12 protein-coding genes and 1 pseudogene are annotated in these 13,492 nt (G+C 47.4%); 10 read left to right on the top strand and 3 right to left on the bottom strand.

The window, feature by feature from the left end:
* Positions 1–55 precede the first annotated feature (55 nt).
* The 7 genes and pseudogenes from NYR52_RS05450 to NYR52_RS05480 all read left to right on the top strand — a co-directional run.
* Positions 56–1,672, top strand: a complete 1,617-nt coding sequence (locus NYR52_RS05450; RefSeq protein ID WP_259436470.1) for an ATP-binding protein — start codon at positions 56–58, stop codon at positions 1,670–1,672.
* Entirely contained in the window at positions 1,669–2,370 is a 702-nt protein-coding gene (locus NYR52_RS05455) for a response regulator (protein ID WP_259436471.1), read from the top strand. Before NYR52_RS05450 ends, NYR52_RS05455 begins: the two co-directional genes overlap by 4 nt.
* A gap of 130 nt (positions 2,371–2,500) precedes the next feature.
* Positions 2,501–3,550: a Bug family tripartite tricarboxylate transporter substrate binding protein gene (locus NYR52_RS05460; protein ID WP_375163179.1), complete on the top strand. Its 1,050-nt coding sequence runs from the start codon at positions 2,501–2,503 to the stop codon at positions 3,548–3,550.
* A gap of 56 nt (positions 3,551–3,606) precedes the next feature.
* On the top strand, positions 3,607–4,056 hold the full coding sequence (locus tag NYR52_RS05465) for a tripartite tricarboxylate transporter TctB family protein (protein ID WP_132219961.1): 450 nt from the start codon (positions 3,607–3,609) through the stop codon (positions 4,054–4,056).
* Between the two features lie 15 nt (positions 4,057–4,071).
* Positions 4,072–5,598, top strand: a complete 1,527-nt coding sequence (locus NYR52_RS05470) for a tripartite tricarboxylate transporter permease (RefSeq protein ID WP_259436472.1) — start codon at positions 4,072–4,074, stop codon at positions 5,596–5,598.
* Positions 5,599–5,746: 148 nt separating this feature from the next.
* Positions 5,747–6,235: a hypothetical protein gene (locus NYR52_RS05475; protein ID WP_259436473.1), complete on the top strand. Its 489-nt coding sequence runs from the start codon at positions 5,747–5,749 to the stop codon at positions 6,233–6,235.
* A 44-nt stretch (positions 6,236–6,279) separates the two neighbouring features.
* Positions 6,280–6,369: pseudogene (locus tag NYR52_RS05480) on the top strand (LuxR C-terminal-related transcriptional regulator); the annotation flags it as partial.
* 207 nt (positions 6,370–6,576) lie between these two features.
* On the opposite strand, the gene NYR52_RS05485 reads toward NYR52_RS05480, so the two are convergent.
* Together NYR52_RS05485 and NYR52_RS05490 are read right to left on the bottom strand one after the other, a co-directional pair.
* Positions 6,577–8,049 (bottom strand): protein adenylyltransferase SelO, encoded by a 1,473-nt coding sequence (locus NYR52_RS05485; RefSeq protein WP_259436474.1) that lies wholly within the window; start codon positions 8,047–8,049, stop codon positions 6,577–6,579.
* 820 nt (positions 8,050–8,869) lie between these two features.
* Complete coding sequence (locus NYR52_RS05490) at positions 8,870–9,577, bottom strand: N-acetylmuramoyl-L-alanine amidase family protein (protein ID WP_158283209.1); 708 nt, start codon at positions 9,575–9,577, stop codon at positions 8,870–8,872.
* 237 nt (positions 9,578–9,814) lie between these two features.
* Here NYR52_RS05490 and NYR52_RS05495 point away from each other — a divergent pair, with 237 nt between their 5' ends.
* Positions 9,815–10,918: a DUF2157 domain-containing protein gene (locus NYR52_RS05495; RefSeq protein WP_259436475.1), complete on the top strand. Its 1,104-nt coding sequence runs from the start codon at positions 9,815–9,817 to the stop codon at positions 10,916–10,918.
* Positions 10,915–11,478, top strand: coding sequence for a GDYXXLXY domain-containing protein (locus NYR52_RS05500; protein WP_259436476.1), 564 nt, complete (start codon positions 10,915–10,917; stop codon positions 11,476–11,478). The genes NYR52_RS05495 and NYR52_RS05500 overlap by 4 nt, the downstream gene beginning before the upstream one ends.
* Positions 11,479–11,568: 90 nt before the next feature.
* Here NYR52_RS05500 and NYR52_RS05505 read toward each other — a convergent pair whose 3' ends face one another.
* A complete protein-coding gene (locus NYR52_RS05505; RefSeq protein ID WP_132219972.1) occupies positions 11,569–12,330 on the bottom strand; it encodes a MerR family transcriptional regulator in 762 nt (253 codons plus the stop codon).
* 320 nt (positions 12,331–12,650) lie between these two features.
* On the opposite strand from NYR52_RS05505, the gene NYR52_RS05510 reads away from it, so the two are divergent.
* A protein-coding gene (locus NYR52_RS05510; protein WP_375163144.1) for an IS5 family transposase occupies positions 12,651–13,491 on the top strand; the annotation gives its coding sequence in 2 pieces (ribosomal slippage) (positions 12,651–12,986 and positions 12,988–13,491; 840 coding nt in all).
* The last annotated feature ends 1 nt before the right edge of the window (position 13,492 follow it).

The raw sequence follows: 13,492 nt of genomic DNA on the forward strand, positions 1-13,492 counted from the left end.
GCTTTGGATCTAAAATGCAGAAGTTTTAATTGTTATTGTATAAGTGGAGGCGACGATGGGCAAACGGAAGTGGTCTTTGGAAGCGCGAATGGTTTGGTGGATCAGTCTGTTGCTGATTTTGGTTATTAGTTTGCTTGGTGGCACTTATTATTTTTTAATGGTTGATTATATCCAAGAACAAGTGGGCAAACGGGCGCTTGGGATAGCGCTGACGGTGGCGGAAATGCCTGAAATCCGACGTGCTTTTGATGATGAAGTACCATCGCAGAGCATTCAGCCATTGGTTGAAAAAATTCGCAAACAAACCAAAGCGGAGTTTATCGTGGTGGGCAATAAAAAAGGAATTCGCTACTCTCATCCGGTTCAGGAGCGGATCGGCCAAAACATGATCGGTGGGGATAATGAGCGGGCTTTATCGCGCGGGGAATCATATGTATCAAAGTCCATTGGGAGTTTGGGGCCATCCTTGAGGGGGAAAGCCCCGATTCGGGATGACCGTGGCAGAGTGATTGGAATCGTGTCGGTGGGTATTTTGTTGAGCGATATTGATCAGATGTCGCACACTTATTTCACAAGGATTGCTACGGTGATCATTCTGGTATTTGCGATTGCTATGATTGGCGCTATGTACTTGGCAAAGCGGTTGAAAAGATCAATCTTTGGCTTGGAGCCCGAAAAGATTTCTGAGTTGTTTCAACAACGGGATACAGTGATTGAATCAGTCAGAGAAGGGATTATCATGATCGATGGAGACGGAAATCTAACTCTGTTCAATCAGGCGGCGCTCGACATGTTGGGTTTCGTCGATTCCAAACCGGCCATTGGTTCTCCGATCCAGACGATCCTTCCCAATACCAGACTTTTGGAAGTGTTACATACGGGAGAAGCAGAACTGGATCGGGAAATGGTGATTAATGGTAGGGAAATCGTAGTGAACCGCTTGCCCATTCGCAACAATGGGCAGGTGGTGGGAGTTGTAGCCAGCTTTCGATTAAAATCGGAGCTGGATGAGTTAAACGAGAATCTATCACAAGTGAAGCGGTATGTCGAAGCGTTAAGAGCACAAACCCATGAATACCAAAACACTCTCTATACCATCTCTGGGTTGATTCAACTCAAGTCTTATCAAGAAGCGATTGAGTTGATTCACCATGAGAGCGAAGTTCACCAAGATCATGTGTTATGGGTGCTGGAGAAGATAGCGGATCCTTGGTTGGGTGCGATTTTAATCGGTTTCTACAACCGGGCACGCGAGCTAAAGATCGATCTCATCATTGAACGTGAAAGCAGTATGGGCAGAATTCCACCATCTATCAGCCCTTCGTCTCTTGTTTCCATCTTGGGCAACCTGATCACCAATGCGTTTGAAGCGGTGCAGAGTTTGGCAGAGGGAGAACGCAAAGTAAAGCTTTTTATCACGGATATAGGCGATTCGATCTGGATAGAAGTAGAAGATTCAGGAGCGGGAATTCGTGAGGAACATCTTGCTCGCATTTTTGACCAGGGATTTTCGACCAAGCCTTCTGCTGATGGGATGCGGCGGGGTTTTGGGTTAGCCAAAGTGAAACAATTGGCGGACGAGCTGGGCGGAGCTATTACGATCGAACAAGGAGACTGGGGTGGAGCCGTCTTTGCGGTCGCTCTTCCCAAACAGGAAAGGGAAAGGATATGAGCAAGTTGAAATCCATTGAAGTTTTAATCGTAGAAGATGATGCGCGAGTGGCTAACGTGAACCGGCGTTTTATGGAGAAAATCGAAGGCTTTCAAGTGGTGGGAATTGCGGCAAATGGGCAAGAAGCCATAGTGTGGCTGGAGGAGATGCGGCCCCAGTTGGTTTTGCTGGACGTTTATCTCCCCGATATGAAAGGAATCGAGCTCGTCTGGTATATTCGGCAGCACTGCAAAGATATCGATATTATCATGATTACCGCAGCAGAGGAGATAGAGGTTATTCAAGACGCATTGCGTGGTGGTGTATTTGATTATTTGGTAAAGCCTGTGCTCTTCGACCGCTTTAAACAGAGCATGGAGAAATACCGGTTGCATTTACAAACCTTATCCTCCCATCAAAGATTGGATCAAAAACAAGTGGATCAACTATTAGGCCATGTGCAGGAACCCATACCGGAAAGAAGCTTGTCCAAAGCGCTTCCAAAGGGGATCGATCCGGTAACCTTGGAAAAGGTGGTGCAAGTGGTGCAAGCACATTCGGAGCAGGGCTTGACAGCGGAACAGGTTGGCAAGCATTTGGGCGCCAGTCGTACCACGGCGCGGCGATATCTGGAGTATTTAGTGTCAATCAAGCGTATACGCGCTGATCACACTTATGGAACGATTGGCAGACCGGAACGGAAGTATTTTGCTGAATGAATTTGAACAATTGGTGAACAATATGAACAAAATGTTTCTTATTTTTTTTATTCTCTTTATTTTCCTTAACTAGGCTTTTGACCCTGCTCCGTGTACAGTAGAAATATCACGCAATCCATTTTGCACAACGATGAAAGCGTTCACATGGGGAGGGGTTTCGATGAAAAAAATCTCCACCGCCTTATTTGCGGGAGTGTTGGCCCTTGGTCTTGCTGCCTGTTCACAAAAGCCCAACTTTGCGGGAAGTGGGTCTGGTTCTGGCGACTATCCAAGCAGAGCAGTCACGATGGTCGCTCCATCGGGAGCTGGAGGCGGCTGGGATCAGACGGCACGCTCCATCAGCAAGGTGTTGCAAGAAAGTAAATTGGTGAATCAATCTGTGATTGTTGAAAATCAACCGGGTGGTGGAGGCGCGGTTTTCTTGGCGGAGTATGCTACCCAAGAGGCAAAGAATGACTACAAACTGTTTGTCAATTCTCCGCCTTTGTTAATCAATCATCTGAAAAAAGAAGGGAACAGCCCATTTGGCTATACAGATGTGACACCGCTCGCCCAATTGACCAAAGATTATGGTGTCTATGTGGTTAAAGCTGATTCGCCAGTGAAAGACCTGCCCTCCATGCTGACTGAACTAAAAGCCAATCCAAAGAAATATACCTTGGCTGGAGGTTCTGCACCTGGCTCCATGGATCACCTGATCGCGATTTTACCCGCATACCAGTCGGGGATTGATGCGAAAAAACTTAAGTATGTCTCTTATGATGGCGGAGGGGAGGCCATTGCGGCCCTGTTGGGTGGCAACGTGGACATGATCGCAACGGATGCTTCCGCAGTGGGTGAATATAAGAAGGCCGGCAAAGTGCGGGTGCTTGCTGTCACTTCTCCCGAGCGGTTGGGCGGGGAATTGAAAGATGTTCCAACCCTCAAAGAACTTGGTATTCAACATGCTGAATTTACCATTTGGCGCGGAGTGTTTGGCCCAAAAGAGATGACACCGGAAGCCAAGAAGTTTTGGGATGGGAAGTTAAAAGCGTTGTCTGAACATGAAGCATGGCAAAAAGAGTTGAAAGCGAAAGGCTGGCAGAGTGAGTACAAAAATTCAGACCAATTTTCTGCTTTCCTCAAGGAGCAAGATCAACAGGTTCTTGAACTCTTAAAAGCATTGGGAATGAGCAAATAACGGATTTAAGCATGGGAAGGAGGTACGCCCCTTCCTCTGGCAAGGGGGGGTTCAAGATGAGTCGTTTGTTTGATCGATATGCAAGTGTCGTGTTTTTGCTCATTGGCATCTTTTTTATCGTAGAAAGCAGAGCGTTTTCCACCGCAGCGTATGGGAGTGGAGTGGGCCCTGATCTATTCCCGACATGTCTTGGTATCATCATGGTCTTATTAAGTATCCGGCTTTTTTACGAAACATTCAAATATCCGCCGGGCAATGTTAACAAGGCAAAACTAGATTGGAAGAGGTTTGGCATTTTGCTCATTGCGGCGATTGGCTATGCGTTAATTCTGGAATGGATCGGTTATGTGCTGGCTACCTTTCTGTTTTTGCTTATTGGCTTTCAAACCATGGAGCGGGGCAAATGGCTGAAGTCGACAGTGATTTCCGCTCTGTTTTCAGGCGGGGTTTATTATGTATATGTACATGTCCTGCAGGGAACTCTTCCCGCTTTCCCGTTGTTATAGAGGGGCGATGACTTGATGAATACGTGGGAATTTTTGTACAACGGATTTTTGGTTGCTTTGCAGCCGGTGAATCTGATCTACGCTTTGGTTGGAGTGTTGATAGGAACGGCAGTGGGAGTGTTGCCCGGAATCGGGCCGATGAGTGGGGTGGCGTTGTTGATTCCAATCACCTCCACGCTTACCGCGGGAGCAACTCCTGAAGAGGCGGCGGCAAGTGCAATCATTTTGTTGGCGGGTGTTTATTATGGAGCGATGTATGGTGGATCAACCACGTCCATTTTGTTAAACACGCCTGGGGAATCTTCATCCGTTGTCACCGTGCTTGACGGATATCAACTTGCGAAGCAAGGACGTGCAGGCTCCGCATTGTCCATTGCGGCGATTGGCTCTTTTGTCGCGGGGATTGTCTCGCTGATCGCACTTGTTTTTCTGGCTGTCCCTCTATCTGAAGTTGCCATCCGATTCGGCCCGGCTGAGTATTTCTCGTTGATGCTTTTGGGTTTGTGTGCGGTAAGCGGCCTCGCCGGCAAGTCGATGACAAAGGGACTGATTATGACCGTGGCCGGGCTCCTGCTTGCTACTATCGGCATTGACAATGTTTCGGGAGTGGCCCGGTTTACTTATGATATGCCGATCCTGTATCAGGGATTGGAATTTTTGACGGTGGCCGTGGGGTTGTTTGCTTTGGGTGAAGTGTTCAAGACGATATTGGAGAAAGAAAGCAATGATGACCAAATTGTGAAGATCGGACGAGTGACTCCCACAGCAACAGATTTGAAAGATAGCGCAGGCCCCATTGCAAGAGGCTCACTGTTGGGATTTTTTATCGGTGTGCTTCCCGGAGCTGGTGCTACCTTGGCCTCTTTTTTCTCCTATATTTTAGAGAAAAAACTGAGCAAAAACCCCGACAAATTTGGAAAAGGTGCGATTGAAGGAGTGGCTGCCCCGGAGTCGGCTAACAACGCTGCTTCTGGTGGAGCGATGATTCCCTTGTTAACCCTCGGAATCCCAGGCTCGGGAACAACGGCGATTCTGATGGGAGCCTTGATTATGTACAACGTGCAACCCGGCCCGCTATTATTTGATGACCATCCGCAGGTGGCTTGGGGTCTTATCGCCAGTATGTTTATCGGAAACGTGATGTTGCTGATTCTCAATATGCCGTTGGTGAAGATGTTTGCCAAGATTATTGAAACTCCGGCGAAATACTTAATTCCGATCATTATTGCGATTTCGTTCTTTGGTGTGTATGCGGTACAAGTGAATACATTTGATCTCTATTTATTGATAGGATTCGGGGTGATCGGATACTTTTTAGCGAAGCATGATTATCCGCTTGCTCCGTTGGTGCTGGGTTTGGTGCTTGGGCCGATGATTGAAAACAATTTGCGCCGCGCGCTAACCGCTTCCAACGGGGATTGGAGCGTGTTTGTCACCCATCCTCTCTCCCTGACTTTTCTTATCATCGCCGCCCTCTGGCTAATCATTCCCTTTATCATGAAACTACGAGGCAAAAATGTGGTGATAAATGAAGAGGGTTGATGGTACGGACAAGAAAGTAGCACTTCCTAGTGTGTATGGCTAGGGAGTGCTTTTGTTGCTTTAGAGGCTACGTGTGTATGATTAGATAAGGGTAAAATGAAAGAGAGAATTGTTTCAACACGATTTTTTCGGACTATTGGAGTGTTAAATGAAGATGATGAAATACAAAAGCAGAAAAACGAGTCAATGGTTATTAAAAATCAATCGCGATCCGTATATTGAAAATCCTAATTGGGACTTGATTCAAAACTGTCTCATCGAGATGGATGGACAACGTTTATCCATGATCCTGCTTCGTAGGAAGGCCAAAGGTGAAATCATTATTCATGGTGGAAACTTTTCAGATGGTAAAAAAATATACTACGTAAACTATTGGTATGAATTAACGGATCAACTCTTCCAGGAGGAAGAAGAAATGGGAATCGAGGAATTGTATCCATATGATATGCATTATGAGTTAGTAGATGACACAAAAACAGAAGATAAGGAATGCCAAATTACGATTTCGCAGCTTACCGTTATGCCGGAAAATGTATGTGTTTGCTGGGACCATATGATCCAAGCGGTCAAACACTTTTTTTATCATGATGGTGAGCTTCATCCCACATTAAATTGGCGGGAGTTTGAGATGTTTTAAAACAAAATTAATTTCAGCTCTCGTCCCTTTTTTTGCAAATGGTACACATCAGCAACGTGATGCAGAAGCTTAATGTCAAAGGTCGTTCCCAAGCGGTCGTCGAGTTGGTGCGCCTGGGCGAACTAAAGATATAATCGATGGATACCCCTGCGGTGAAGTGGGGGTGTTTTTGTCTGTCCCTGGTTGCCAGTTTCAGCTGAGTATTGATACATATCATATCTCGGTATTGATTCCATTCCATTTCATGCTTGTCACTCTCGCAAGGGTAAAGACAGGGAAAACTCCGGCTATGTCTGGCTAAGCCGGAGGAGCCTGTCAATATCACACCAGTGTTATTTATATCATGTACCGCAGTACGTTCGGTAAGGCTGGGATGATTCCGGAGGCAATGTGCAATAATGAGCTTGTTCAGGTGAGTGGGCGAAGGGGTTTGAAAGAGCTTTAAGAAGCTTCTTCATCACGCTCCTGTCTCCATTGACAGCGGCCTCAAGTGCCTCTTCCACTCGATGGTTCCGAGGAATTAACGCTGGGTTGTTGTTTCGCATCAATTGGTGAGAAGCGGACTTAGGTTCTGGTTGTCGTGTCAGCCTGTTATGCCACTGTTCGCGCCATTGGGTGAATTCCTGAGATCGAAACAGGGCGGTGTCTTCTGTCTCATCAAAAGTTAACGCGCGGAAGGTGTTGGTATAGTCTGCACGGTGTTTTTGCATGAGGTTAAGGAGATCTTTGATCAAGGTAATGTCTTCTTTTTCTTCATTAAAAAGCCCCAGCTTGGCGCGCATGCCATGAAGCCAGTAATAGTGATACTGCTTGGCAAAGTCCGATACAGCCTCTTGAGCCAGTTCGACGGCTTGTGCTGGATTATCGTGTAAGATGGGCAACAACGCTTCTGCAAATCGTGCTAGATTCCATGCAGCCATGTGCGGTTGATTACCGTAAGCATAGCGACCTTGAAGATCGATCGAGCTAAATACCGTTGCCGGGTCGTATGTGTCCATGAAAGCGCATGGCCCATAATCGATGGTTTCTCCGCTGATGGTCATGTTGTCCGTGTTCATCACTCCATGAACAAATCCGACCAATTGCCACTTGGCAATCAGCGCGGCTTGGCGCTTGATCACTTCCTGAAGCAGGGACAGGTAGCGGTTTTCAACCTCGCTGTTCTCTGGAAAATGGCGTTGCAACGCATAATCGGCCAAGCTTCGAAGCTCGTCAGGTGTGCGAAAATTTGATACATATTCAAAAGTGCCGACGCGAAGATGACTACTGGCTACACGGGTCAGAATGGCGCCAGGAAGTTCCGTTTCGCGGAACACGGATTCCCCGGTTGTCACTACCGCCAAACTTCGGGTGGTGGGGATGCCAAGCCCATGCATCGCTTCGCTGATGATGTATTCGCGCAACATCGGCCCCAGTGCTGCCCGACCATCCCCGCCGCGGGAGTAGGGCGTTTTGCCGGCCCCCTTGAGCTGAATATCGACCCGTACACCCGTGGGCGAGATATGTTCGCCCAGTAGCAATGCTCGCCCGTCCCCCAACATGGTGAAATGACCGAATTGATGGCCTGCGTACGCCTGAGCGAGAGGCATAGCACCTTCGGGTATTCGATTGCCGGCTAGTACCGCCACGCCGTCTTCGCTTTGGAGCGCTTTGATCTCCAATCCTAGGGAAGTTGCCAACTGTTCGTTGAAAATAACCAGTTTCGGAGAGCGCACAGGCGTCGGTTCGTGTAAGGTGAAAAAAGATTGTGGCAGGCGGGCGTAACTGTTGTCAAAGTTCCATCCTGCTGCCACCATTTCGTTTTTCGGTGTCATAGTGTCTCCTTTTTTTATTTTGTATTCACACCTATTATATCGTTCAATCAACCCTTTTTATTGTCTACTGCTGGCAAATGATTATACCTTTTTTCATCTTATAGGGATCGTGAAAATGGGAATTGGGGTAAGAAAAAAGCGGTTTAAGAGAAGTAGTTTGATGATGAATGATCAATAACCAATTCGTAAAAAGGAGAGGCATCATGCACAGAAAAAATTCCCCGCTAATCCCGGGCTCCCCCTGATTTTCTGTACTCCGGTCACACAGGAGATACGTAAGCGCTTTGAGAAGCGTCTCCGCCCGGGTTGCCCACAATCTTGCGTTGCGGCATTAATTTGGCTTCTTGGTTTTACTTCGGTACTGTGGAGATTCATTATGCTAGGACCCCTTTGTTTCAAGGAAATTGTGAACACCATTGAACTTTGTTTGCGCTGTGTTGCTGCGGTTGGGGCATAAGATCATATGTGATCCTGATGGCTTGGCACAGCAGTTGGTGCTTCCGTCGATGGATATCCTCTGCACACGCTGGTTTGAAGAACGGTGTGGCTGGAAGAGTTGTTCATCCCGATTTTGTCACTCCTCGTTGCCGGACGGGGAGATCCATTATCATCTTCCCGTACTCGATGGGTTACTGATTGCTGTTGAAATGCCAGATGGCAAGATATGTAAGTATGTTGTATGTCCACCTGCCACAGGATGGAATTGGCTACGGCGAATGAACAGGTGATCAAGGCGTCAATATTTCCCAGGAAATCTTTACTGTTTAATAAGTTGATCAGGCCCTTGTCGTTTTCATACGACAAGGGCCTGAAATAAAAATCAGGTATCTCGCTTTTTAATGATGATTTCATCGGCTTGATCAAGTACCGCTTTTTCGACTTTCTCTTTGATGATAGCCGGGTAAGCGGTATCTACAACAAAGGCGCCGTTTACGGTGACGCGATACATCGGCTTCGGGGTTGTATCTTTTTTGCTCAATCCCAGCGCTTTTGCGATTCCTTCGACAATGGATTGAGCCAACCCATCCAAAAATTGTGCGTCACGCAACAACTGGTTTTCTTTTTCGTTGGAGATGAACAAATTTTCAAGCAAGATCGCCGGCATGTTGGTTTCTCGGAGCACTGCAAAGTTGGCGCGTTTTTTGCCCCGATCGTTAATATTGTGTTTCGTCAAATATTCCATCACGCGATCATGCACAATTCCTTGATAACGCGCCGTCACAGAAGCCGCATTGGGGTGGATAAATGATTCAAATCCGCTTGCTGAACCACTGGCGGAGTTGTTATGGATAGATATGAACAAATCACAATTCCGTTTATTTGCGAATGCGGCTCGCTCATTCAGCTCAAGAAAGCGGTCATCCCATCTTGTCAGAGAAACCACTGCATCATCATATTGGCCAAAGTGGTTATTCATTCGCTTGGCAATGTTAAGTACAACCTCTTTTTCTTGCAGTCCGAATCCTACTGCACCAGTGTCTTTCCCTCCATGGCCGGGATCAATGATGATATATTTGCTCAGGGTCACCCTCCCCTTTCTGAAAAATGGGTTAAGCTGAAAAGTCCCGAGATGACGGCAACATCCAATGGGTGATATAGTGTGGCTAATAAGTATATATTAGATAAATCAATGACGATTTCCTATTGTTTTTTAAAAAAGAGCGGCGGCCAATTGGTTTTCCCGACGGAAGAGGTTTGAGATTGGGGGTGAAGGGAAATTGGCGTATGCATGGGAATTATTACGGAGAAAGGAGTAGTTTGATGAATGGAAAAGAATGATGTGAATCAAAAAGAACACAGGATGATTTCTCCTTCTCGATTTGCATGGTTGAAACAAGAGTTGACATGGCATGAACGAGAAGGACGGATCCAGGCGGAGCAGGTGCGTGCGATCCTGTCGGGTTATGAAGTGCGGGGCGGGCTCAATTTCATTCGAGTTCTTTTGGTTATTGGCGCATTGTTGGTTGGGGTCGGGGTGTTAAGTTTCATTGCCGGCAACTGGAGTGAGTTGCCCAGAATCGTGAAGTTCATGCTCATCTTGTGTGGCTTGGTAGGGGCTTATGTAGCGGGTTGGCGCCTGGAGCGGCCCTATCCCAAAACGGCAAAAAGTTTGTATTGTATTGGTTTGGCGATTTTTGGAGCAGGCATCTTTTTGATTGGACAAATGTTTCATTTCTCATCACATTATTCCCAGGCTTTTCTGGCGTGGGCCATCGGGGCGATCCCGCTGATCTTTTACTTGAAAGACAAATGGGTGGCTCTGTTTGCTATGGTGTTGATGGGTGTATACACGTCAGCTGCTTGGAATGAGGGGGTTGATTATCCATTATTGACATTGGCGATGGTTCCGTTGAGCTATTGGTTGAATGAACGGGTGTTGGGAAAATCGAAGCTCGTGTTGTTCTTTGCCAATGGGTTGGCGATCTATTGGGTTTGGGCGACGATGGGTTATTTCAATCTGTCTGGGGGCGTCATGTCAGCGGTTTTGTTGGTGCTTGGGGTCACGATGGCTTTGCTCCCTGGCCAGAGGTATGCGGCTGTACTAAAGTGGCAGGGAGGAATTGTTCATGGCTTGGCTGCCGTTTTTCTCACATTTCCGGAATATTGGCAAGTATGGGAACGGACCTTTGGTTTTGCGGGGTTGGGCGTGCTTGTGGCTGCCGCTTATCTGGCTCTGATTTTGTATTCGCTTAAAAAAGGAAGCCTTCCGGCTGTCATCATTACTTGTGTACTCATTTTCCGTTTTTATCTTGATCTGTCTTACGACTTTTTGCCCAAATCGCTCTATTTCTTGCTGGCGGGAGGATTGCTGATCGTTTGTGGATTTTGGATTGAAAGAAGCCGGAAGAAAAAGGAGGAGCGAGTATGAATAATAACGTAAGCCACATTTATCCAACTCGGTGGTTTTGGATTGCGCTCCTTGTTCCGGTGGGGATTTTGTTATCAATGACGGTTCAGCCGTTGCTGGCATTGTACGCAGGGGAACGGATCACATTGCAGACTGTTCCGGTTGACCCCAGGGATCTATTTTACGGTGATTATGTACAACTTCGATTTGCGATTGAAGAGGTGGACGGTTCCGTGGTCGACAAAGCACTGGTGCAAAAAATGGTGAAGAATCCAGAAGCCGACCGTTATCCTGTGTATGTTTCCCTGCGGAAGAACGGGCAAACAGCGGTTGTTGCCCATGTGTCAGAAAAGCGGCCTCGCACTTCCCTGTATCTTAAGGGCGAGTTGATGCCGATTTGGCAATGGGAAAACGGCCAACGGCGAGCCAAGTACGCTATTGATTACCAATTGGATCGCTATTATGTTGAGGAAGACAGCGGTCTGGAGTGGGAAAAGCTGGCCCGGCAAGGCAAGGTCTGGGCTGATGTGAAGGTGAAGGGAGGATATGGCGTCATGCTTGAGCTTAAGCCGGCTCAATGAACACGACGCTGAGGGACCCCAACATATCGCATGCATACAAAAGAAACCGGCGGACTAAGCCTGCCGGTTTCTTGCATCTGTGCGACATATTCATTTCACGGCGCCGGTGTAGATGTGAATGGCGTCTCGCAAAAATTCGGCCATGCCCGGCTGTTTTTCATAGTATGCTTTGAATCGTTCATCTTCCACATACATCTGAGCCAGGCCTGCATGGGCTTCCGGGGTGTATTCAGCCCAATAATGCAGCAACCATTGCTTGTGCAATTCTGCCGTTTTTTGTGCGAGGTCACTTGCCGGGTCGCCATTGGCGAAAGCTTCGGCCAGCGTGGTCAAGATTTCATCCGCCAACCGATTCGCCCTTTCAAAGTCTTCGGGGGTCATGTTTTTTAATATTTCGTTCGACCGGTTTACGACATCGTCACCATATTTGGAACGGATTTCTTCCCCGTATTTTGCTTCATTCTCCTCAATTAACTTTTGCTTAAAACCTTCAAATTTTTCTTTGTCGCTCATGATGGTTCTCCCTTCCGCCGCAGCGATGGTTTTTTCCACATTGGCAATCAGCATGTCAAGCTGCTTGCGTTTGTCGAGGAGCCGCTCATGGTGTTCTCGAAGCGCTGTTGTGCCATCGTAATCGGGGGAAGTGACGATTTTTTTAATCGTGTCCAAGTTGACACCCAATTCTTTGTAAAACAAAATCTGTTGCAAGCGGTCGACTTCTGCTGACCCATAGATGCGATATCCTGAGGAGTTGATTCTGGCCGGCTTCAGAATCCCGATCTCATCATAGTACCGCAATGTTCGTGTGCTTACCCCCGCCAACTGACTTAGCTTCTGTACCGTGTATTCCATGTGCTCACCTCCTGACACCTTCACTGTACACCTTTACGTATACGTCAATGTCAATCATTTTTTTGAGAGTTGTGCTATACGTGAGGTGTGCCGGGTTTACTCATGACGCAGGCGGCGGATCAGCCAAAAAAAGAAAAGAAGAGCCTCTCCCCTTCTTTTCTTTTTGCACCGTTATTATTTTCATTAAATAATGGCTTATTATGAGTCCATTTTATTCTTTTCGGTCGATTTAGAAGCGTTTTTTACTAGGGCGTGTCTGGTGAATCCATCATGATTTCCTGTTAGAATGTTCATAACAACAAAAGCAAGGAGACATCATGATGAGACGGCGTTATGAGATTACAGATGAGGCTTGGGAAAAGATCGAGCCTTTATTGCCTTCGAATGGGAAACGAGGCGGACAGTGGAAAGACCACCGAACCATTTTGAACGGAATCCTGTGGAAGTTTGGGACGGGAGCTCCCTGGCGGGATCTGCCTGCACGTTATGGTTCTTGGAAAACTTGCTACTATCGTTTTACACGTTGGCAAAAGGATGGGACGTGGGATCGCTTGCTTAAGCATGTTCAGACTTACTCCCACGCCGTTTCCGATGTCGATTGGGTTGTTTTCGTTGACAGCACGATTGTCCGAGCTCATCAGCACGCCGCAGGCGCGCCGAAAAAAGGGGGACCCTCGCTTCCAGAATGAGGCACTCGGACGAAGCCGCGGAGGTCTGACGACCAAAATCCATCTTGCTTGTGACGGAAAAGGTCGACCGCTTGCTTTTACAATCACTCCCGGTCAACAGCATGACTGTACCCAATTACAAGCATTACTCGATTCCATTTCCGTTCCCTGTTTGGGAAAAGGAAGGCCTCGCAAGAGGCCGGATCATCTGATTGCCGATCGCGGCTACAGTTATCCGTCTTGTCGTCGATTTCTTCAAAAACGTGGGATTTCCCATACCATCCCCGAACGCAGAGATCAGGCGGAGCGTCGGGCCAAAAAGCCGGGGCGTCCTCTGACCTTCAACAAAGAACAATATTCACGCCGAAACGTGATTGAACGCTGTATTAACCGCCTGAAGCAATGGCGTGGCTTCGCCACTCGTTATGAAAAACGGGCGGTTTATTTTTGTGCCGCCATTACCTTGATTTCCTTGATCATGTGGCTCAATTAAT

It is taken from the genome of Laceyella sacchari (assembly GCF_024927925.1).
Lineage (GTDB): Bacteria > Bacillota > Bacilli > Thermoactinomycetales > Thermoactinomycetaceae > Laceyella > Laceyella sacchari.

Excerpts from the sequence above, each read along its gene's own strand:
- NYR52_RS05455 (WP_259436471.1), top strand. The coding sequence starts at position 1,669 with ATGAGCAAGTTGAAATCCATTGAAGTTTTAATCGTAGAAGATGATGCG.
- NYR52_RS05505 (WP_132219972.1), bottom strand. The coding sequence starts at position 12,330 with ATGGAATACACGGTACAGAAGCTAAGTCAGTTGGCGGGGGTAAGCACA.
- NYR52_RS05495 (WP_259436475.1), top strand. The coding sequence starts at position 9,815 with ATGGAAAAGAATGATGTGAATCAAAAAGAACACAGGATGATTTCTCCT.
- NYR52_RS05460 (WP_375163179.1), top strand. The coding sequence starts at position 2,501 with ATGAAAGCGTTCACATGGGGAGGGGTTTCGATGAAAAAAATCTCCACC.
- NYR52_RS05465 (WP_132219961.1), top strand. The coding sequence starts at position 3,607 with ATGAGTCGTTTGTTTGATCGATATGCAAGTGTCGTGTTTTTGCTCATT.
- NYR52_RS05500 (WP_259436476.1), top strand. The coding sequence starts at position 10,915 with ATGAATAATAACGTAAGCCACATTTATCCAACTCGGTGGTTTTGGATT.
- NYR52_RS05450 (WP_259436470.1), top strand. The coding sequence starts at position 56 with ATGGGCAAACGGAAGTGGTCTTTGGAAGCGCGAATGGTTTGGTGGATC.
- NYR52_RS05470 (WP_259436472.1), top strand. The coding sequence starts at position 4,072 with ATGAATACGTGGGAATTTTTGTACAACGGATTTTTGGTTGCTTTGCAG.
- NYR52_RS05475 (WP_259436473.1), top strand. The coding sequence starts at position 5,747 with ATGAAGATGATGAAATACAAAAGCAGAAAAACGAGTCAATGGTTATTA.
- NYR52_RS05485 (WP_259436474.1), bottom strand. The coding sequence starts at position 8,049 with ATGACACCGAAAAACGAAATGGTGGCAGCAGGATGGAACTTTGACAAC.